This window comes from Luteibacter sp. 9135 (assembly GCF_000745005.1).
In the GTDB taxonomy this organism is placed as follows: Bacteria; Pseudomonadota; Gammaproteobacteria; order Xanthomonadales; family Rhodanobacteraceae; genus Luteibacter.
Window position 1 is genome coordinate 2,775,806 of record NZ_JQNB01000001.1, and the last position, 20,714, is coordinate 2,796,519.

Consider the following 20,714-nt stretch of genomic DNA (forward strand, 5'->3'; position numbering starts at 1 on the left):
CAGAAACCCGCGCCGAAAGGTGCGGGTTTTTTGTGGTTACGTAACGGCGTTACGTGCGTAACATCCTGCGCTCGCGTGTCCCGCGCGGTATCCCCACAGGAGTTATGCCATGGCAGAAGCCGAGTTCGTTACCGATCCCACGCTCAATGCGAAGTGGAACACCCGCTTCGCCTTCTTCGAGCGTTTCGGCGGTCCCAGTTCCCCGCGCTATAAGGAAGAGTTGAAGAAGCTTCCGTTCAAGCAGAAGCTCATCGTCAACGCCAACTTCTTCGCGTTCTTCTTCGGCCCGATCTATTTCTGCATCCTGGGCCTGTGGAAGAAGGCGCTCGCCATCCTTGGACTCGAGGTGGCGGTCATGGTGCTGATGACCGTGTTCAACGCGCCGGACGTCGTGTATCGCGGCCTCGGCACGGGCTTCAGTGTGTTCTACATGCTGGTGGTCAATTACTCGTTCTACCTCAAGCGCGTCAAGGGCCAGGACAGCTGGAACCCGTTCGAAGGCATGCGCCTTTGATGTAGCACCACGACGCTGCCGATCAGTATGTCGGCAGCGTCGGCAGGAACCCCGGACGCCGGAAGGCCCGGGTTTTCTGCTCCACGCCGTAGGCGATGGCGATGAGGGTCGGCTCGCTCCACTTCGTGCCGAAGAACACCACGCCCACGGGTAGCTCGTGCGCGAACTCGACGGGCAGGGTGATCGACGGGTAGCCGGCGATTGCCGCGGGTGCGGACACACCACCGACGGTCGGGTCGCCGCTCACCACATGATCGCCCAGGACCAGATCGTTGACGAAGGCGGGTCCCCAGCTGGGCGCCAGCAGGGCGTCGAGGTGGTCTTTCGCCAGCGCGGCGTCGATGCCTTCGGGCCCCGCGAGGCGCTGGTTGTCGTCACGCATCGCGATATACGCCGGATCGGTGATGTCACCCTTCTGCTGTGCCTGCAGGAACAGTTCCTGGCCGAACCACGGCATCTCGCGCGCGGCCTCGCGGTCGTTGAACGCGATGAGGTCGGCAAGGTTCTTCATCGGCTGGTCGGGACGGCCGGCAAGATAGGCGTCGATGCCGTGTTTGAACTCGTAGAGCATCACGTCCAGCTCGTGCTCGCTCAGTTCCTTCAGGTGCGGAAGGGTGACGTTGTCGACCACGGTGGCGCCCTGTGCCCGGAGCAAGGCGATGGTGTGCTCCAGGGCGCGATCGGCGTTGGGCTCGATGCCCGCCAGCTGCCGCACCACGCCGATGCGCTTGCCACGGAGGGCGTTCGGGTCGAGGAACCGCGTGTAGTCGGTGGCGTGCTTGTCCGCGTCCTTCGTGGCCGGATCGCGCGGGTCGCTGCCTGCGATCGCGCCCAGCACCGTCGCGGCATCGGCCACGCTGCGTGCCATGGGGCCGGCGGTGTCCTGGCTACTGGAGATGGGAATGATGCCGGCACGGCTGACCAGCCCGACCGTGGGTTTGATCCCGACCAGTCCGGTCATCGAGGCAGGGCATATGATGGAACCGTCGGTCTCGCTGCCGATCGCCACCGTGGCAAGGCCGGCGGCGACCGCCGCGCCGGAGCCCGCACTCGAGCCGCAGGCGTTGCGATCCAGCACGTACGGGTTGAGGGTCAGGCCGCCGCGCCCCGTCCAGCCGCTGGTGGCGTGCGTGGAGCGCATGTTCGCCCACTCGCTGAGGTTGGTCTTGCCGAGGATCACGGCGCCGGCCTGGCGCAGTTTCGCCGCCACGGTGGCGTCGTGCGGCGCCGGCTTAGTCGCCAGGGCCAGCGAACCGGCCGTGGTGAGCATGCGGTCGCCGGTGTCGATGTTGTCCTTGAGCAGGATCGCGATGCCCGCCAGCGAGCCCTTGCGGCCTGCCTTGCCCGCGATGGACAGCGCGTCGGGGTTGGTCTCGAGCACCGCGTGCAGCGAGGGGCCTGCACGGTCGAGGGCCTGGATACGCCGGAGGAACAACGCGGTGAGGCTTTCGGGCGTCAGCGCACCGGTGGCATAGGCCTGCCGCACGACCGCGATGGACGCAAAGGCATCGTCGTCGACCGGTTCACGGGCGCTTGCGGCGACCCCGGTCAGCGCGAGTGTCAGTGCAACAACGAGCGCGACCGGTTTTCTGGAAAGGTGCTGCATGGCGTTCCCCCTGGCGACGTCTGCCGATGATGCCCGATCTGACGGCTGTCGCGCATGGCTATACTCGAACCTTGCCATGCCCGACCGCGCCTGCGGTGGGCCTTGCCCACGTTACGCCAGGGAGTGTCCATGCGTCTTCCGAGCCGACTCACCGTCGCCGTCATCGCGCTGTGCGCCCTCGCGGTGCGCGCGCAGGATACGACCACGGTGCCCGATACCCTCGTGCAACGTATCGCCGCCTGCACCAGCTGCCATGGCGTGCACGGGGAGGGTGGGGACAATGGCTTCAACCCGCGCCTGGCCGGCAAGCCGGCGGGCTACCTCCATAGGCAGATGCAGGACTTCCAGAAAGGCCTGCGGCATTACCCGATCATGGAATACACCGTCGCCCCGCTGAGCGACGCGTACCTTCGCGAGATCGCCGATTACTTCTCCGCCCAGCAGGTGCCTTATACGAAGCAGCCGGCACCGGCGATGTCGCCACGCGACACGGCACGTGGCGAGCAGCTGGTGCTGCGCGGCGATGCGCAGAAGGGCGTGCCCGCGTGCGTCGCCTGCCACGGTGCGCGCCTGGCCGGGGTCCAGCCGGATATCCCGGGACTGGTCAACCTGCCGTATGACTACATCAGCGCGCAGTTGGGTGCCTGGCGCACCGACACGCGCAGTACGACGGCACCCGACTGCATGGCGACGATCGTCAGCCGACTGAGCGATGCGGACATCAGCGCGGTATCGGCGTGGCTGGCCACGCGCCCCGTGCCCGAGGATACCCATGCCGAACCGGCCGGCAGTGTCACGCCACCGATGCGCTGCGGCGTGTTGGGAGGATGAGTCGATGAACCTGCCGATCCGTCATCCCGTACGTTGCCTGTACCTCGTTTTTCTGGTTTTCGCGGGTTTTCCCGTGCATGCCGAGACCGTCGAGGAGCGCGGCCGTTACCTCACCCTTGCGGGCGATTGCGCGTCGTGCCATACCGCGCGTGGCGGCGTGCCGTTTTCCGGTGGCCGCGCTATCGGTACGCCGTTCGGCGCCATCGTTGCGCCCAATCTCACGCCCGACCGGGAGACCGGCCTGGGCGCATGGCATGCCGACGATTTTTACCGGGCGATGCATGAAGGCAAGGGGCATGACGATACCTCGCTGTATCCCGTATTCCCGTTCACCTCGTACACGAAGGTGACGCGCGCGGACACCGATGCCATCTTCGCTTACCTGAAGAGCCTGGCGCCGGTGAAGCGTGCGGTACCCGAGCCGACGCTGCGCTGGCCCTACAGCATGCGTTCGCTGATGGCCTCGTGGCGTGCGCTGTATTTCGACGAGGGCGAGTTCCGGCCCGATCCGAAACGATCGGCGCCGTGGAACCGCGGTGCCTACCTCGTGCAGGGCCTGGGCCACTGCAACGAGTGCCACGCCAGCCGCAACCGTTTCGGTGCCATGGTCACCGAGCCCTATCTCGCCGGCGGCATCATCCCCACGCAAAACTGGTACGCGCCGGACCTGTCCATGGGCCGCCATGGGGGACTGTCCGGCTGGACGGAGGCGGACGTGGTGGCACTGTTGAAGACCGGTCGTTCCGCGAAAGGCACGGCGTTGGGGCCGATGGCCGAGGTGGTGCTGCAAAGCACGCAGCACCTCACCGATGCCGACCTTGCCGCCATGGCGAGCTACCTGGCCGCGCTGCCGGAACGCGAACCCGCGGAGCAACGCGAATCCGCGGCCGGTGCGGACGACCTCGCGCGTAACGGCAAGACAGCCTATACGGCACACTGCGCGCAATGCCATGGCGACGACGGGCGCGGCAAGCGCGACGCCTACCCGGCGCTGGACGGCAACGCCTCGGTCACCGAACCCACGGGCATCAACGCGATCCGCATCGTGCTGAGCGGCGGCTTCGCGCCCGCCACGCGCGATAACCCGCGACCCTATTCCATGCCGCCGTTCTCGCAGAAACTCGGCGACGACGATGCGGCGGCGGTCGTGACCTACATCCGGCAGGCCTGGTCGAACAAGGCCTCGGCGGTGTCACCTGGCGACGTGCGCGCCTATCGATCGACGCCGGGCGGCTGATCGCGCACGAAGGCGGCAAGCTGTCGCCAGGGCTCGACGTCCCACGATCGCCGCGCTTGGCCGGACGGGGAGGGCAGCACGAAGACGGCGGTGCACCCGATGTCTACGGGTTGTCGCCCCACGTCGACCGGCCTGCCGAGCGCGGAGCGCCCCGCCTGCTTGCTGGTGAAAGCGAGGGTGCGTGGGGCGAATCGCGCCAGCTTTTCGCGCAGCGCGGCGACATCGAACGCGTCGCGGGGCAGCTCGGCGTCGTTGCCGTAATGGAATTTCGACAGGTCGGTCAGGCCGATGCCGAAATCCGGCATCAAGGGGTATTCGGCGGGTGCCAGCAGCCGCGGTGTCAGGCCCACCGCATGGACCGTGCGCCAGAACATGTTGCCCGGGTGGGCGTAATAGGCGCTGTCGCGGGCCGATCGCGTACCTGCCGCCGTGCCGCAGAACACCAGCGCCAGGCCCGTTTCGAGCACGTCGGGGAGGATGAAACCGTGTGGATCGTCGTGGCTCATACGGACGTTTTACCTCCCGATTGCTGCATCACAACAAAATGTGGACATCCGGGGCGTTAGGCTCGTCGCCCATGAACCCTTCCGACTGGATGCCCGATTTTTCGCATCCGTGGACGCGTTTCGCGTTGATCGTAGTGATCGCGCTGGCCGTCGCGGGTATTCTCCGCCGCTTCGTCGACCTGTTGTTGCGTCGCTTCACCCTGCGACACCCACGCGGTGCCAGCATCATCGCGCGCGCCAAGGCGCCGATGGAAGTGATCGTGCCGCTGGCGATGCTGCTGCTGACTTTCCGTGCCGCGCCGGAGCAACCCGAGCGCCTGATCGATGGGCTGGAACACCTGATCGCGGTGCTGCTGATCGGGGCCTGTACCTGGTTCCTGGTCCGTTGCATCGGCGCGCTGGAAGCCACGGTATCCCGTTTCAATCCCATCGACCTGGAAGACAATCTCCGCGCACGACGCGTGCAGACGCAGGTCCGTGTGCTGGCACGCACCGGCATGGTCGTAGTCATCGTGCTCGGCCTGGGCGTGGCGTTGATGACGTTCCCCACCGTGCGCCAGTTCGGCGCCAGCCTGCTAGCGTCCGCCGGCCTGGCCGGCCTCGCGGTAGGCCTCGCCGCCAAGCCGGTACTGGGCAACCTCATCGCCGGCATCCAGATCGCGCTGACGCAGCCGATCCGTATCGACGACGTGGTGATCGTCGAAGGGGAGTGGGGCCGGATCGAGGAAATCACCAGCACCTACGTGGTGGTGGCGATCTGGGACCAGCGCCGCATGATCGTGCCGCTGCAATACTTCATCGAGACGCCGTTCCAGAACTGGACACGCAACAACTCGCAGATACTCGGTTCGGTGCTGCTGTGGTTCGACTACGGCCTGCCGCTGGACCCGTTGCGCACGGAGTTGCAGCGCATCTGCAAGGACGCCGCCGAGTGGGACGGCCGCGTCATCGTCTTGCAGGTGGTCGAGGCGAACGACAAGGCGATGCAGATCCGCGCCCTGGTCAGCTCGATGGACTCCGGCAAGTCGTTCGACCTGCGCTGCAAGGTGCGCGAAGGCCTGATCGCCTTCGTCCGCCGCGATTTCCCCGCCTACATGCCCCGTTACCGCGTAGGAGCCCACGATGTGGGCGAACCCTCAAGGTAGCTATCGCGGATGAGGCAGCTCCTTTCGCACAGGCGAGCGTCTTTAGACCCTCCTAAGACGGCTTTTAAAGCGCCTTAAAAGCATCTCCGTTCAACACCCGGAAACGCCCGCATGGATGAGGTGCATGGCCTCAGTCGCCATAGTTACCTCGAGGGTTCGCCCACATCGTGGGCTCCTACCTGCCGCCTCGATCGACCTTGCGCGTCCATCGAATGCGCAAAGAAGCTTGTCGCTGTGTCCAGGGTCGACAGAAAGATTCATGCATTTTTTCAGAATAGTCGTATGTCTACAGTAGGTCGCGATCCTTAAATTCTTCAGCAACCCTGCCGGAGCCGGCGTGGGTCCAATGAAAAATGAGGATAGCTAGACCATGAAGGATCTACTTCGCCGAACTGTATTCGCTGCTCTACTCTCACTGCCTGGTATAGCGAGCGCGGACGGACATATCGATGTGTCGCTGACGCTTTCCAACCCCCACGATCCGGGCGCATTGGTCATCTTGAAGCTGACCAATACAGGTGATGCGCCTGTGTCCATCATGTCGTGGGATACGCCCTTTCCTGCCTCGGGTGGAAGGTTGCCGGGGGCGATATTCAAAGTCACCGACATGGCGGGCAAGGAGGTGGCTTACCGCGGGTCGTGGGTATACGTCGGACGCCTTGGTATGGATTCCTTTCGCCATGTTCTGCCCGGTGAGGTGATTACAAAGGAAGTAAATCTGGCACCCGAATATCGATTCGAAGCTAACAAAGCTTACGAAGTACGGTATGAGATCGACCTGACGCGCGAACCGGACGTAGCCGTCGTCTCGTCGGCTGAACGAGCAGGTTTTGTAAAGCCATCCCAGAGTCGCGCCGTGTCCAACGCGGTCACCGTGTTCTTTGCAGAGTCGGTAGCAGGAACCAAAGTATCCTTGTCTGAGGATGAGTTGAAGTGTTCCATGCCGCAGCAAGCGGCTATAGCCTCAGCGCGATTGGAGGCCACGCGACGAATATTCGCAGCGGAACAATTCATGCGTGATCGCTACGTCCCTTACATAGAGGCCGGTCATCTGAGGTATCGCTTCAATCCCCATCCTCGTTACGTGCGATGGTTCGGCGTGCATGACGATGCGGAGCCTGAGTTTGGCTCCAGCGAGTGGGGTGTCAATGACAATGCGCGTGTTTATGAAACGGTCATAGCCACCGGCAAAAGAGTAGGAGCCGGCGCTCCGACAATACATTGCGGATGTCCGGGTTTTGAACCGAACGTTGCTGCGCATGCCGAGGCGGAATCAACTTACACCATGTATTTCTGTAAGAAGTTTTTCGAGTTGCCTTTGTTTGACGCCTATGCTTCGCAAACTGGCGCTATTGCACACGAATACACACACTACAACGCTTTTTATCCGGGCACGGGGGATTACCTGTATGGACATCCAGCCGTTGAAAAGCTTGCGAGGGAGCGGCGGTCCGTGGCGGTAAGAAATGCTGATAACTTCGAATTCTTTATTACAGATACGACGCCTTACCAGGAATAGGTGGGTCGAGGGTTCGCCCACACCGTGGGCTCCTACCTGCCAGCCGTTCAACGTGACAAAAAAAGAGCCCGGCATGTGCCGGGCTCTTTTTGGATCGCAGGTATCGCCTGGCCTTAGCCGCGCGACGCCTTCTTGCGATCCTGTTCCGTCAGGTGCTTCTTGCGCATGCGGATTTCCTTCGGCGTGACTTCGACCAGCTCGTCGTCGTCGATGAAGTCCAGGGCCTGTTCCAGCGTGAACTTGGTGGCCGGGGTCAGCTGGATCGCATCGTCCTTGCCGGAGGCGCGCATGTTGGTCAGCGGCTTCGGCTTGATCGCGTTGACGGTGAGGTCGTTGTCCTTCGCGTGGATGCCGATCAGCTGGCCTTCGTACACCGAGTCACCCTCGGCGGCGAACAGCTTGCCGCGCTCCTGCAGGGGCCCGAGCGAGTAGGCCGGGGTGTTGCCGCCAGCGTTGGCGATCATCACACCGTTCTGGCGCTTGGCGATCGGAGCCGGGGTGTACGGGCCGTATTCCTTGAATACGTGGAACAGCAGGCCGGAACCCTGGGTGAGGGTCTTGAACTGGTTCTGGAAGCCGATCAGGCCACGGGCCGGGATCTCGTATTCGAGACGCACGCGACCGTTGCCGTCCGAGACCATGTTCTTCAGCTCACCCTTGCGGATGCCGAGGCGCTCCATCACGCCGCCCTGGTGGATCTCTTCGATGTCGATCACCAGTTCCTCGATCGGCTCCATCTTCTGGCCGTCGATTTCCTTGAGAATGACTTCCGGACGCGACACGGCCAGCTCGTAGCCCTCGCGACGCATGTTCTCGATCAGCACTGACAGGTGCAGTTCGCCACGGCCGGAGACCAGGAACTTGTCGGCGTCGGAGCCGTCCTCGACGCGGAGGGCGACGTTGTGCACCTTCTCGCGGTCCAGGCGCTCACGCAGCTGGCGGCTGGTCAGGAACTTGCCACCCGAGAGATCCTTGTTGCCGACGAACGGCGAGTTGTTGACCTGGAAGGTCATGCTGATCATCGGCTCGTCGACGCTCAGCGCCGGCAGCGCTTCCGGCGTATCCGGTGCGGTCAGCGTGTCGGAAATGGTCAGGTCGGGGATGCCCGAGATAGCGACGATATCGCCGGCTTCGGCGCTGTCCTGCTCGATGCGCTCGAGGCCCAGGAAGCCGAGCACCTGGACGATCTTGCCCTGGCGCTTCTTGCCTTCGCGGTCGATCACGGCGACCTGCATACCCTTCTTCAGGGTACCGCGCTGCACACGGCCGATGCCGATCACGCCGACGAAGTTGTTGTAGTCCAGCTGGCTGATGCGCATCTGGAACGGGCCTTCCGGATCGACGTCCGGCTTCGGTGCGTGCTGCATGATCGCTTCGTACAGCGGGGTCATGTCGCCTTCACGGGCATTCTCGTCGAGCGAGGCGTAGCCGTTCAGCGCCGACGCGTAGACGATCGGGAAATCCATCTGCTCGTCGGTGGCGCCGAGCTTGGCGAACAGATCCCACACCTGCTCGACCACCCATTCCGTACGTGCGGCGGGACGGTCGACCTTGTTGACGACGACGATCGGCTTGAAGCCCATCGCAAACGCTTTCTGGGTGACGAAGCGCGTCTGCGGCATCGGGCCGTCCATCGCGTCGACCAGGATCAGCACGGTGTCCACCATCGACAGCACGCGCTCGACTTCGCCGCCGAAGTCGGCATGTCCCGGCGTGTCGACGATGTTGATGCGGTTCTTGACGCCCGTTTTCTTGTCTTCCCAGGTGATGGCCGTGTTCTTGGCCAGGATCGTGATGCCACGCTCCTTTTCCTGGTCGTTCGAATCCATGACGCGCTCGGCGAGCACGGTACGCTCGTTGAGCGTGCCCGACTGCTTCAGAAGCTGGTCGACGAGGGTGGTCTTGCCATGGTCGACGTGAGCGACGATAGCGATGTTGCGCAGGAATTCGATCGACATGCGTTATGCGCCGGCGTACAGCCGGATCGCCTCTTTAGGTTGGGAAGCCGCCGATTATAAAGGAATTTGACGACTTTCGCATGACTGGCGGGGCGCCGTTCAGGCAACCCCGCCCCCCGACCTCGGTTCAGAGCCCCGGAAGCTGTCCCTGGCAGGTCGCCGGCAGATATTTCGCGTCTATGCCGTCGCCGGCGCACGTCCAGTTCACCCGGCCCGCCTCGATCTCGGGCATGAGCACCAGGCGACCGCCGATCAGCTTGGCGTCGGCCTTGTGCGGCGCCTCGCCGTCCAGGGTGATGGCGATCTCGCCGCCCTGGCCGACCTCGACCGAACCGGCGTAGTCGTTGCCCAGCGAGTCGGCAGGGCCCAGTCCGGCCGCCTTGTTGCTCGACGGGAACTTGCCGCTGGCGAGCCGTCGTTCGGCGACCGCCTTCTTCGCAGGCTCCGCCGCCGTCAGCGCGGCCGTCACCTGGCTGCGCAGCATGTACTGCTGGTACTGCGGTACGGCGATGGCGGCGATGATGGCCATGCCGGCCACCGCGCCACCGGCGCCACTGTGGCCGATGAATTCCGTCGGGGCCTGTTCGTATGTGAGCGACAGCCCCAGCGTGTCCTGGTCGGTCTCCAGCGCGGCGCCGAGCACGCCGTCGGAGGGCAGTCCCAGCGTATGGGCGGCGGGCAGGGCGGAAACGTCGATATCGCTGCCCGCGATGCCACCCATGAACTGAAGGAACTGGATATAGGCGTAGTACGCGTCGCGCTGGGCGCCGTGGCTGGTGACGGTGAAGCCGAGCAAGGTGCGTACGCCCGGATAGCTGCGATCCTTGAACCAGTCCGCGATGGACGTATCGGGCTTGCCGGCGGCGCGATCGGCGAGCGCCTGGGGCACCTTGGCCAGCACGATCCAGTCGCCTTCCTCCACCCAGTACAGGCGTGTTCCCACCCGCTGGGCCAGCGCCAGGAAGGGTTTGAACTGCTCGCTGGAGGGATTGGCATCGTCGGCCAGGTACGGCGCGCCGGGCATGAACAGCCAGTGGACATGGGCATCGTCGATGGTGGTCTCGCCGCTGCGCCAGCGGCCCGCCTTGGTCATCTCGTCGATGCGGGCGTACCAGGCCTTGCGGTCGCGCGTACGGATGGCGAAGAACTCGCCTGCATCGTCCGCGAAGGCGACCGACTCCGGGCCCAGCCACTTCGTATAGTCGGCCACGTCGAAGCCGTAGGTCTGGCGCATCTTTGCCAGGGCGCCACGCACCTTTCCGGCGTTCTCGGAGCCGAAGTCCAGGTTGAGGTTGTCCTCGAACGCCTTGTAGCCCTCGGCGCTGGGCAAGGCGACACTCATGGCCCAGCGCGGCTTGCCGACCGTCTTGAAATCCGGGGCGAACGAGCGCGGGGCGATGTACTGCAGCAGGCGCGCCTGCGGTGCGTGCACGATCATGCGGAACTGGCCGCGTCCGTCCACCGTGCCTCCGCCGAACGCCACCGCGTCGGCCTTGCTGGCGAAATCGGCCGGCAGCTTGCCCAGGGGATTGTCACCAGCCTGCGCGGCGGCGACACCGCCCACGCCACGCACGGACGCCCAGCCGAACAGGCCCTGGCCCGAGGTATCGATGCGGGCTTCCAGTGCGGAAAGGGTGGCCGGGGCGGTTGCCGCCGTGGACTTGCCGAACGTGGCGACCAGTTCGTCGAGGGTGGCACCGTCGCTGGGCTGCTGCATCGACTGCGTTATCCAAACGCGGTGCTCGGCGGCGACATAGCGGATGGCGCCGCCGGAGACCAGTTTGCCGTTGCCCCGGGCATCCAGCGGTGCGGCGAGTACCGGCGTGGTGAACAGGGTCGCGACCTGCTTGTTGAAGGCATCCACCGAATCGAACGAGAGCGCCGCCGTGGCGACCACGCGCGAAGTGGGGGCAGGGATGCCGAGCGGGTCGATCAATGCCACCTCGACCGGCGAGCGCAGTTCGCCCACCAGCAGGCTCAAGGCCGGTCCGATCCGTGCATCGGCCAGCGTGGCGTCCTTGGCGATGGCCTCGCGCACCTTCGCAATGGCGTCGATGTTCGCCTTGGTCGACAGGGCGGCGTCCAGCGGTCGTCCCGTGGGGACGCCGCCGACAAGAGCCCATGGCGAGGGGAACCGCATGTAGGCGACGGTCTGCGCGGGCAGGTGCTGGCGAAGCCACGCCGGTGAGGCGATGGCGGTCTGGGCGGCCGCGATGGCCTTCGGATCGGCGGCGGGTGCTTCGTCTTTCCGGTGGCAGGCGGCCAGCCCGAGAGCCGCGACGATGGCGGCGGACAGCACGACGGTACGGCGGGCAATCATTGCTCTGTATCCCCTTGGGTTCGTCCGGCTCCTGCCGGGACCCGGAGGATAGCAGTCGTCGGGCTGGCTTCGGCAGGCTTATCGGCCGACGTGCTGACGGGTTCTACGCCGACAGATTCCGCGACCCGCGCGTCGTCCAATGCCCGGATGAAGATCATCATCACCTCGGTCCCTCTGCTGGGCCACCTCAACGCCGTCCTCGCCGTCGGCCGCATGCTCGTCGACGCCGGCCACGAGGTCGTCGGCCTGTCGGCCACCCATTTCCGCGACCGCATCGAAGCGATCGGTGCCAGGTTCCATCCCTTTCCTGGCGAGGCCGACGTGGACGCCAGCGACATGCTCGCGGCCTATCCGGAGTTCGCTGAGCTCCAACCCGGCCCCGCCATGACGCTCTTCTATTTCAAGCGGGTCTTCGCCGATCCCCTCGGCGCCCAGTACCGCGGCTTGCGCGAGGTCATGGCGAATGTCGCCGCCGATCTCATCGTCGCCGACAACCTCTTCTTCGGCGTCCTTCCCTTCCTGCTCGGCGAGCGTTCGGCACGGCCGGCCATCCTGCTGTGCGGCACCACCTTTCTGCTGTGGCACCGGCCGGATCGCGGTCCGTGCAACATGGGGCTGCCACCCGCTCGCGACGCCGCCGAGGAAGCTGCCTATGCCGCCGTCGCCGACGAGGTGGAAAGCTGCTTCGCCCATCCGTTTGCCGCCCATATCGACCGTTGCCTGGCGTCGGCCGGCGCACCGCCGTTGCCGATGGACATCCTCGACGCGGTGACCTGTCTGCCCGACGCCCATATCCAGCTCACCGTGCCCGACTTCGAATACCCGCGTCCCGACATGCCGGACGCCGTTCGCTTCGTGGGCGCGCTGCCCATCACGCCCAACCAGGCACCGCTACCCGCGTGGTCCGATGACCTCGACGGCGCGCGCAAGGTCGTCATGGTCACGCAGGGCACACTGTCCAACCACGACTTCAGCCAGCTCGTCGAACCCACGCTGGCTGCCCTGGCGGACAGGCCGGATGCGCTCGTGGTCGTGACCACCGGCGGCCGACCGGTGGAATCGCTCACCGGCGCCCTTCCCTCCAATGCGCGGGTCGCCCGTTATCTTCCCTTCGAATGGCTGCTGCCGAAGGTGGACGTGCTGGTGACCAACGGCGGTTACAACACGGTCAACCAGGCGCTCGTCCACGGTATTCCCATCGTGGCCGCGGGCCTCACCGAGGACAAGGCGGACGTCAGCGCACGCGTGGCGTGGGCCGGAGCGGGCATCGATCTGCAGACAAACGCTGCCCGTGTCGAAGACGTGCGCATCGCGGTCGAGCGACTGCTCACCGATCCATCCTTGAAGGCCGGGGCCATGGCGCTGGCGGATGCGCACCGCCGCCTGGACACGCGGGCCGAGGTGCTGCGAGTGGTCAGCTCGATCGTGCGTTTTTGAGTCTGCGCTCGCGCATACGGCGAAAGACGACCCAGAAGATCCATGCATCCGTCAGAACCACGAGCGTCCCCGCCACGGCACGAAGCGGGGCGCTCCATGCCTGCTCGCTGATCACTGCGACGGCGCACAGGACGCCTAGCAACGACAACAACCCACTCACGACGAACGTAGCTGGACCCACCTTGCCCTGGTAGATGGCGCCGTAGAGCTGCCCTTCGGCATGCGCCACGCCGAGCGGATCGGAGGTATCGGGAAACCCCTGGGGTGGCAGCGTAGCCGCCTCGCTCGCCTGGGTTCGAGACGTATCGGGCGGCGGCCGACCGCTGCGCGCATCGATGGTATGCGCCAGGGCACCGTTAGGGTCCTGGATGACAATCCGCTTGTCGCCGAGCTTCAGTTCGCGTTCCATCCGTCGCTCCTTGGGGATCGATGCATGGCCGATGCTAGTGGCGGGGAGCAGTTGTTTTGTTAGGACCCCGTTAGAAGAGTGGCGTTAGCCCGTGGGCGGATCATTCGCTGCTTGGATCGGCAGGGTCACGGTGTTGCTATCCAGCGGCGAGGTGGCGCATCGTCCTCCGTTCCTGACTCGGCCGAAAGGAAAGGAAACGTCGATGTCCCTCACCGACACTGTCGGCGATGTCCGCGTCACCACGCATCGCGACGGTGACGACCTGCTCAGCGCCGGGCTGGGCTTTCGCGGTCTGGCCGGCACTCCGTCGGCCTTCGCCCGGCCAACGGCGCCCACGCAGACGGAACTGCGTCGCCGCGCGATCCACAGCAGCTGGAAGGGCATCGCCGATCTCGGTCCGCTCGGTGGTTTTGGCACGCTCTACGGCCGCATGCCACCGGTGCCGGGCCGCGAGTACACCGCGTTCGCCACGCTGCCGGGTGCCCGCGCGCCGCATCGGGTACTGGTGCAGGTGCCCGATGCGTTCGACCACGGACAGCGTTGCCTCGTGGTCACGGCATCGCCGGGCTCGCGGGGTATCTACGGTTCCATCGCTCTGGCGGGCGGCTGGGGTCTGCCTCGCGGCTGCGCCGTGGCCTACACCGACAAGGGCGCCGGAACGGGCTACTTCGACACGGCGGATCGCACTGGCGTGGCACTCGACGGTACCCGCGCGAAGGCGGGTGACATACCGCTGGAATTCGAGCCGGCTGATGCACCTACCGATGCAGGGATCGCGGTGAAGCATGCGCACTCGGGCGACAATCCCGAGGCGGACTGGGGCCGGCATGTGTTGCAGGCTGCTCGATTCGGCCTGGCCATGCTCGATCGGGCATTTCCCGACGAAGCGCCGTTCACCGCACGCAACACGCGCATCCTCGCCACCGGTATTTCCAACGGCGGAGGTGCCGTGCTGCGCGCCGCGGGGGACGACGACGAGGGCATCCTCGCGGCGGTGGTGGCGCTGGAACCGAACATCCATGTCGAGGGCCGCGGTCGCGCGTTCTATGACTACGCCACGGAAGCCGCACTGTGGCTTCCTGCGGCGCTGGGTTCGCGCTTCTTCGACGGAGTGCCGTTCGCCAGGATAGGGCTCGCCTCGCCACCCGGCTGGGCCCTGCGCGCCGCCATGTTGCGAGCGCATGGCCTTCTGCATGCGGCGATGCCCGGCGCCCAGGCCGACGAGGTCCTGGACCGGCTACGCGCGGCGGGCTGGCAGGACGACGCCATGAAGGTAGGCGCGGCATCCACGTCGCTGGACCTGTGGCGCTCCGTCGCCGTCGCCTATGCATCGGCCTATACACGGCGTGCGGCGGGTCACATGCCCTGCGGGTTCGCCTACCACGCCGACGTCGGCGCTCCCTTCGATGCGGCGGTCAGGGCGTCCTGGTGGGCCGACGGGTCCGGCGTGCCGCCCGGCGCAGGCGTGAGCCTGGCCGGCGGCACGGACGTGTCGCTGGACCCCACGTTGCCGGGCGTGCGGTGTCTGCGGAGCTTGTGGGAAGGGCAGGGGCAGGACGCCACCGACCTGCGTGCCGGCGTGGCATCCACCGCCGCGAAGCTGCCGCGCGCCGATCTTCCCGTGCTGGTGGTGCACGGCGCGCAGGACGGCCTGATCCCTGTCGCCTTCAGTTCCGAGCCGTACGTGGCATGGCTGCGCGCGTCCGGCCGGTCGCCCGTGTTCTGGAAGGTGCCGTATGCCCAGCATTTCGATGCCTTCCTCTCCTTTCCCGACTTCGGCGACCGCCATGTGCCGCTGCTGCCGTATGGCTTCGCCGCGCTGGACCGCGCATGGGCACACCTGACCGAGGGCAGGGCGCTCCCGGAGGATGCCCTGGTACGGGATGCGCGACCCCGTGGCGGTGGCTCCCTGACCGCCGAGGCTCTTGCTTTGCCACCGCCATGACCATGCCGTCACATCGTCACGCTTGAACTCTTGGGTCCAGGCCACCATCTTCGGTAGCCTTTGCTGCCCCCAGGACCGGACGCGCGATGCGGATGGACCTATTTTTCAACGAGTTACAGGAATCGCGATGACCATCAACGTCACCATGAAGACCAACAAGGGCGACATCCACCTGCGCCTGCACGACGACAAGACCCCGATGACGGTGGCCAACTTCGTCAACCTGGCCAAGCGCGGCTACTACGACGGCAAGACCTTCCACCGCGTGATCCCCGATTTCATGATCCAGGGCGGCTGCCCCGAGGGTTCCGGTCGTGGCGGCCCCGGCTACAAGTTCGGCGACGAGTTCGATGCCAGCCTGAAGCACGACAAGCCGGGCGTCCTGTCCATGGCCAACGCCGGCCCGGGCACCAACGGTTCGCAGTTCTTCATCACCCATGGCGCCACGCCCTGGCTGGACGGCAAGCACAGCGTGTTCGGTGAAGTGATGGGTCCGGAAGATCAGGCCGTGGTCAACACCATCGCCGGTGACGACACCATCGAGAAGGTGATCGTCGAGGGCGATGTCGACGCGCTGCTGGAGAAGCAGTCCGCCCAGGTGGCCAAGTGGAACGAAGTGCTCGACGCGCGCTGAGCGCCCCGCGCCTTCGCTTCAGACGCCGCCTTCGGGCGGCGTTTTCCTTGGGCGCCGTGTTAAAATGACGGCCTTTGCCCCAGCCCCGCCGAGGAAACGATGCCGCAGCTTGCCACGCGAATGGGTCGCGCCAAACCCAGTGCGATCATGGTCATCGCCGAAAAGGCCAAGCGCCTCAAGGCCGAAGGCCGCGACATCGTCAGTTTCTCGATCGGTGTGCCCAATTTCCTCCCCGGTGAGCATGTGTATGCCGCCGCGCGAGAAGCCTTGGCGAAGGATTCCGGCCAGTACGGCAGCAACCGTGGCGCCGATGCGCTGGTCGATGCCTTCCTGGGCCATATAGAGGCACTCGGGCTCACCGGGTACACGCGCGAGAACGTCTCCACCGGCGTCGGCGCCAAGCAGATCCTCTACAACCTCGCCGAGGCGCTGCTGGACGAGGGCGACGAAATAGCCTTCCCGGCGCCGTACTGGACCAGCTACCTCGACATCGCCGAGATCGTCGGCGCGAAGATCAACATCCTGCCGTGCCCGCCCGAGCAGCACTACAAGCTGAGTCCTGCGCAGCTGGAAGAGGCACTGGCGCGCAAGCCGCGCGTGTTCCTGTTCAACAATCCGTCCAATCCCACGGGCATGGTCTATACGCGCGATGAAATCGCCGCGCTGGCCGAGGTGATCGCGAAGTATCCGGACACCTGGATCATCACCGACGACATCTACAACACGATGGTGTTCGACGGCGTGGGCTATCACAACTTCGTGCACGCGCGTCCCGAATTGAAAGACCGCACCATCTTCGTCGACTCGTTGTCGAAGACCTACGGTATGCCCGGCTGGCGCGTGGGCTTTATCGCCGCGCCGGTGGCCGTGGCGCGTGCGGTCACCGTCCTCAATTCCAACCACATCACCAGCCTTCCCGAAGTGGTGACCGCCGCCGCGGTGGCCGCGTTGTCGGGTCCGCAGGACGTGCCACTCGCCAAGTGCGTCGAGTTCGCCGCCAAGCGCGATCGTGTCTACGACGCGCTGGTCTCCATTCCCGGCGTGGTCTGCCCACGCCCGCAGGGCGCGTTCTACGCGTTCCCCGACATCTCGGTGGCGTTCGGCAAGACGCACAACGGTGTCGCGATCACGTCCGACGTCGACTTCTGCGCCGCGCTGCTGGAGGCCAAGGGCGTGGCCTGCGTGCCAGGCTCCGCCTTCGGCGAGCCGCGCGCCCTGCGTATTTCCTATTCGTGCCCGGACGAGGCGCTCGACAAGGGCATGGCCCGCATCGTCGAGTTCTTCGCCGAACTCAACTGATCGAAAGTCCCACGCGATATCCCTGAGGAGTCGAAAGATGAAAGCACCCGTTCGCGTTGCCGTTACCGGCGCAGCCGGCCAGATCGGCTATGCCCTCCTGTTCCGTATCGCCGCCGGCGACATGCTGGGCCCCGACCAGCCGGTCATCCTGCACCTGCTCGAGATCACCCCGGCGCTGCCCACGCTGCAGGGTGTGGTCATGGAACTCAACGATTGCGCGTTCCCGACCCTCGCGGGCGTCGTCGCCACGGACGACCTCAACGTCGCCTTCAAGGATGTCGACTACGCGCTGCTGGTCGGCGCGCGTCCGCGTGGCCCCGGCATGGAGCGCAAGGACCTGCTCGAGGCCAACGGTGCCATCTTCGGCCCGCAGGGCAAGGCACTGAACGACCATGCCAAGCGCGACGTGCGCGTGCTGGTGGTCGGTAACCCGGCCAACACCAATGCGCTGATCGCCCAGCAGAACGCCCCGGATCTGGATCCGAAGTGCTTCACCGCGATGGTCCGCCTCGACCACAACCGCGCGCTGTCGCAGCTGGCCGAGAAGACCGGCGCGCATTCGACGGATATCCGCAAGCTCACGATCTGGGGCAACCACAGCTCCACCCAGTACCCGGACCTGCACACCACCACGGTGAAAGGCAAGGCAGCGCTGGAACAGGTCGACCAGGCCTGGTACGAGGGCGACTTCATCCCGACCGTGCAGCAGCGCGGCGCGGCGATCATCAAGGCGCGCGGCGCCTCGTCGGCCGCGTCGGCCGCGTCGGCTGCCATCGACCACATGCGTGACTGGACGCTCGGCACCGCGGAAGGCGACTGGGTCTCGATGGCCATCCCGTCCGACGGTTCCTACGGCGTCGAGCCGGGCGTGATCTTCGGTTACCCGGTCACGGTCAAGGATGGCAAGTACGCCATCGTGCAGGGTCTTCAGATCAACGCGTTCTCGCAGGCGCGCATCGACGCGACCGAAAAGGAACTGCGCGAAGAGCGCGCCGGCGTCGAGCACCTGTTCGCGAAGTAAGCGGCACAGGATACCGATCGAGGGCCGCGCCGCGAGGTGCGGCCTTTTTCGTTTTACCTCCGGAACACACCGCAGCCGCGACGATGGCGGATGGCTGAAGGTTCCCGACTCGTCGTTTATGTGGCGCTTGCCGCCAATGTCGCTATTGCCGCGGCCAAGTTCGTCGCGGCCGCGCTCACCGGCAGTGCCGCGATGCTGTCGGAGGGCGTGCACTCCCTGGTCGACAGCATCAACGAGGTGTTGCTGCTCTACGGGCTGAAACGCTCGCAGCGCCCGCCCGATCGCCTGCATCCTCTGGGCTTCGGCCGTGAACTGTACTTCTGGAGTTTCATCGTCGCGCTGCTGGTGCTCTCGCTGGGCGCGGGCTTTTCGTTGTACGAAGGGGTCAACCACATCCTGGCGCCGGCCCCGCTGGAAGACCCGAAGGTCGCCTATATCGTGCTGGCGGCGAGTGCGCTGTTCGAGGGCGCGTCCTGGTGGCTGTCGCTGAAGAGCGTGCGGCGGAAGAAGGGGAGCCTGGGTTATTTCGAGGCGTTTCGACGTAGCAAGGATCCGACCACCTTCACTGTGCTGTTCGAAGACACGGCGGCGCTGCTGGGCCTGGGCATCGCGGCGATCGGCGTCTACTGCTCGCACCGGTTCAACGACGCGCGCATCGACGGCTGGGCATCGGTCGGGATCGCCTTGGTGCTGGCGCTGGCCGCCCTCGCACTGGCTCGCGAGAGCAAGCAGCTGTTGATCGGCGAGCCGGCGCAGCCGGGGCTGTTGACAAAGGTGTGCCGGATCGCCGGCGAGGTGCCGGGCATCGAGGCTGTCAACGGCGTGCTGACGGTGCAGATCGGACCGGATCATGTGATGGTGGCTTTGTCTGCGGCCTTCGACGATGCGCTGACCACCGTGCAGATCGAGGAATGCATTCGCGAGATCGAACGGCGCACCGAGGCCGCCGAGTTGCCTATCGTGGCGCTCTTCATCAAGCCGCAGACGCCCGAACGCTGGCGCGAGCGCCTGGCCGAACTCGACGGCGCCCCTTCCGCGGGGCATGGCCCGACCCCGTAGGAGCGGACGATGTCGGCGAACCCAAAACGCAGATCACGCGAGGGATGCCGTGCAGCGATAAGCAAAGGCGTTACCGGGCGCGGAAAGAAGCCAGCGCACCCCCGCAGAGGCCCTCGTAGGCAGAATCGTCTTGATTCGCAATAGACAGGTCGAGGGTTCGCCCACATCGTGGGCTCCTACATGCCGTTCCGCAGGTGTCGTTCCAAACAAAAGGCCCCTTGCGGGGCCTTTTGTTTCACCGTCGCAAGCGTTCCTTTCAGGAATGCTCGCCTTCCTTGGGCGGGGTGCCACGGCCTTCGATGTGGCCACCGAAGCCCATGCGCATGGCCGACAGCAGGCGTTCGCCGTAGGTGTGGTCCTGGCGCGAGCGGAAACGGGCGAACAGCGCGGAGGTGAGCACCTCGGCGGGCACGGCTTCCTCGATCGCGGCGTTGATCGTCCAACGGCCTTCGCCCGAATCATCGACGTAACCGGAGTAGTTCTCCAGCTCGGGGCCCTTGGCCAGCGCGCTGGCCGTGAGGTCGAGCAGCCACGAGGACACCACGCTGCCGCGACGCCACACTTCCGCGATGTCGGCCATGTCGAGCTGGTAGCGCTCGCGTTCCGGCAGCTGGGTGCCGTTACGGTTCTTCAGGATGTCGAAGCCTTCCGCGAAGGCCTGCATCATGCCGTACTCGATGCCGTTATGGATCATCTTGACGAAATGACCGGCACCGGCCGGACCGGCGTGCATATAGCCGTTCTCGACGCGCGGATCACGGCCATCGCGGGCTTCCGTGCGCGGGATGTCGCCAGCGCCCGGGGCGAGGGTCTTGAAGATCGGGTCGAGGAAATCGACGGTGGCCTTGTCGCCGCCGATCATCATGCAGTAGCCGCGATCGAGGCCCCACACGCCGCCGGAAGTGCCGACGTCCACGTAATGCTGGCCCTTGGCGGCCAGTTCCTCGGCACGGCGGGCATCGTCCTTGTAGAACGTATTGCCGCCGTCGATGATGATGTCGTCCTTGCCCAGCATGCCGCTGATCTTGGCGATCGTGGTCTCGGTGATCTCGCCGGAGGGCAGCATGACCCACACCACCTTGGGCGAGGGCAGGGCCTGCACCAGCGCCTCGAGGGACTCGACGGCTTCGGCGCCATCCTTCGCCAGCGTGGTGCGCGCGTCGGCGTTGTTGTCGTACACCACGGTCTGGTGACCGTCCCTCATCAGGCGGCGGGCGATATTGCCGCCCATCTTGCCCAGTCCGATCAAGCCGATTTTCATGCGTGGGATCCTC

At 65.6% G+C, this 20,714-nt stretch carries 17 protein-coding genes; 11 read left to right on the forward strand and 6 right to left on the reverse strand.

What is annotated here, in order from left to right; translation table 11 throughout:
* The first annotated feature begins 109 nt into the window (after positions 1-109).
* The gene (locus FA89_RS11920; protein WP_036140791.1) at positions 110-514 is read left to right on the forward strand and encodes a DUF2628 domain-containing protein; all 405 of its coding nucleotides are present in this window, start codon (positions 110-112) and stop codon (positions 512-514) included.
* 22 nt (positions 515-536) lie between these two features.
* Here the strand turns inward: FA89_RS11920 and FA89_RS11925 are convergent, their stop codons facing one another.
* Positions 537-2,120 carry an amidase gene (locus tag FA89_RS11925; RefSeq protein ID WP_036140792.1) on the reverse strand — a complete coding sequence of 528 codons (1,584 nt, stop codon included), beginning with the start codon at positions 2,118-2,120 and terminating at the stop codon, positions 537-539.
* A 129-nt stretch (positions 2,121-2,249) separates the two neighbouring features.
* Here FA89_RS11925 and FA89_RS11930 point away from each other — a divergent pair, with 129 nt between their 5' ends.
* Positions 2,250-2,951 (forward strand): c-type cytochrome, encoded by a 702-nt coding sequence (locus FA89_RS11930; protein ID WP_051938718.1) that lies wholly within the window; start codon positions 2,250-2,252, stop codon positions 2,949-2,951.
* Positions 2,952-2,955: 4 nt separating this feature from the next.
* Positions 2,956-4,188 carry a cytochrome c gene (locus FA89_RS11935; protein WP_051938719.1) on the forward strand — a complete coding sequence of 411 codons (1,233 nt, stop codon included), beginning with the start codon at positions 2,956-2,958 and terminating at the stop codon, positions 4,186-4,188.
* On the opposite strand, the gene FA89_RS11940 is transcribed toward FA89_RS11935, so the two are convergent.
* Entirely contained in the window at positions 4,164-4,694 is a 531-nt protein-coding gene (locus FA89_RS11940) for a mismatch-specific DNA-glycosylase (RefSeq protein WP_036140793.1), read from the reverse strand. The two genes, FA89_RS11935 and FA89_RS11940, sit on opposite strands and share 25 nt — an antisense overlap.
* 71 nt (positions 4,695-4,765) lie before the next feature.
* Between FA89_RS11940 and FA89_RS11945 the strand changes: the two genes are divergently transcribed.
* Entirely contained in the window at positions 4,766-5,839 is a 1,074-nt protein-coding gene (locus FA89_RS11945; RefSeq protein WP_185754326.1) for a mechanosensitive ion channel family protein, read from the forward strand.
* Positions 5,840-6,209: 370 nt separating this feature from the next.
* Positions 6,210-7,358: a M35 family metallo-endopeptidase gene (locus FA89_RS19660; protein WP_081916509.1), complete on the forward strand. Its 1,149-nt coding sequence runs from the start codon at positions 6,210-6,212 to the stop codon at positions 7,356-7,358.
* A 113-nt stretch (positions 7,359-7,471) separates the two neighbouring features.
* Here the strand turns inward: FA89_RS19660 and typA are convergent, their stop codons facing one another.
* Positions 7,472-9,316: a translational GTPase TypA gene (typA, locus tag FA89_RS11955; RefSeq protein WP_036140795.1), complete on the reverse strand. Its 1,845-nt coding sequence runs from the start codon at positions 9,314-9,316 to the stop codon at positions 7,472-7,474.
* 127 nt (positions 9,317-9,443) lie between these two features.
* Positions 9,444-11,636, reverse strand: coding sequence for a pilin (locus FA89_RS19250; RefSeq protein ID WP_051938720.1), 2,193 nt, complete (start codon positions 11,634-11,636; stop codon positions 9,444-9,446).
* Between the two features lie 147 nt (positions 11,637-11,783).
* Here FA89_RS19250 and FA89_RS11965 point away from each other — a divergent pair, with 147 nt between their 5' ends.
* On the forward strand, positions 11,784-13,073 hold the full coding sequence (locus tag FA89_RS11965; protein ID WP_036140796.1) for a glycosyltransferase: 1,290 nt from the start codon (positions 11,784-11,786) through the stop codon (positions 13,071-13,073).
* Here FA89_RS11965 and FA89_RS11970 read toward each other — a convergent pair.
* Positions 13,051-13,482, reverse strand: coding sequence for a hypothetical protein (locus tag FA89_RS11970; RefSeq protein WP_036140797.1), 432 nt, complete (start codon positions 13,480-13,482; stop codon positions 13,051-13,053). The two genes, FA89_RS11965 and FA89_RS11970, sit on opposite strands and share 23 nt — an antisense overlap.
* Positions 13,483-13,684: 202 nt before the next feature.
* Between FA89_RS11970 and FA89_RS11975 the strand changes: the two genes are divergently transcribed.
* The 5 genes from FA89_RS11975 to FA89_RS11995 all read left to right on the forward strand — a co-directional run bounded on the left by FA89_RS11975 (position 13,685) and on the right by FA89_RS11995 (position 19,440).
* Positions 13,685-15,427: a 3-hydroxybutyrate oligomer hydrolase family protein gene (locus FA89_RS11975; protein WP_036140798.1), complete on the forward strand. Its 1,743-nt coding sequence runs from the start codon at positions 13,685-13,687 to the stop codon at positions 15,425-15,427.
* 127 nt (positions 15,428-15,554) lie between these two features.
* Entirely contained in the window at positions 15,555-16,061 is a 507-nt protein-coding gene (locus FA89_RS11980; protein WP_036140799.1) for a peptidylprolyl isomerase, read from the forward strand.
* Between the two features lie 99 nt (positions 16,062-16,160).
* Positions 16,161-17,360 (forward strand): aminotransferase class I/II-fold pyridoxal phosphate-dependent enzyme, encoded by a 1,200-nt coding sequence (locus tag FA89_RS11985; RefSeq protein ID WP_036140800.1) that lies wholly within the window; start codon positions 16,161-16,163, stop codon positions 17,358-17,360.
* 37 nt (positions 17,361-17,397) lie between these two features.
* On the forward strand, positions 17,398-18,381 hold the full coding sequence (locus tag FA89_RS11990; protein WP_036140801.1) for a malate dehydrogenase: 984 nt from the start codon (positions 17,398-17,400) through the stop codon (positions 18,379-18,381).
* A gap of 90 nt (positions 18,382-18,471) precedes the next feature.
* Positions 18,472-19,440 carry a cation diffusion facilitator family transporter gene (locus tag FA89_RS11995; RefSeq protein WP_036140802.1) on the forward strand — a complete coding sequence of 323 codons (969 nt, stop codon included), beginning with the start codon at positions 18,472-18,474 and terminating at the stop codon, positions 19,438-19,440.
* 256 nt (positions 19,441-19,696) lie between these two features.
* On the opposite strand, the gene gnd is transcribed toward FA89_RS11995, so the two are convergent.
* Entirely contained in the window at positions 19,697-20,701 is a 1,005-nt protein-coding gene (gnd, locus tag FA89_RS12000) for a phosphogluconate dehydrogenase (NAD(+)-dependent, decarboxylating) (protein WP_036140803.1), read from the reverse strand.
* Between the last annotated feature and the right edge of the window lie 13 nt (positions 20,702-20,714).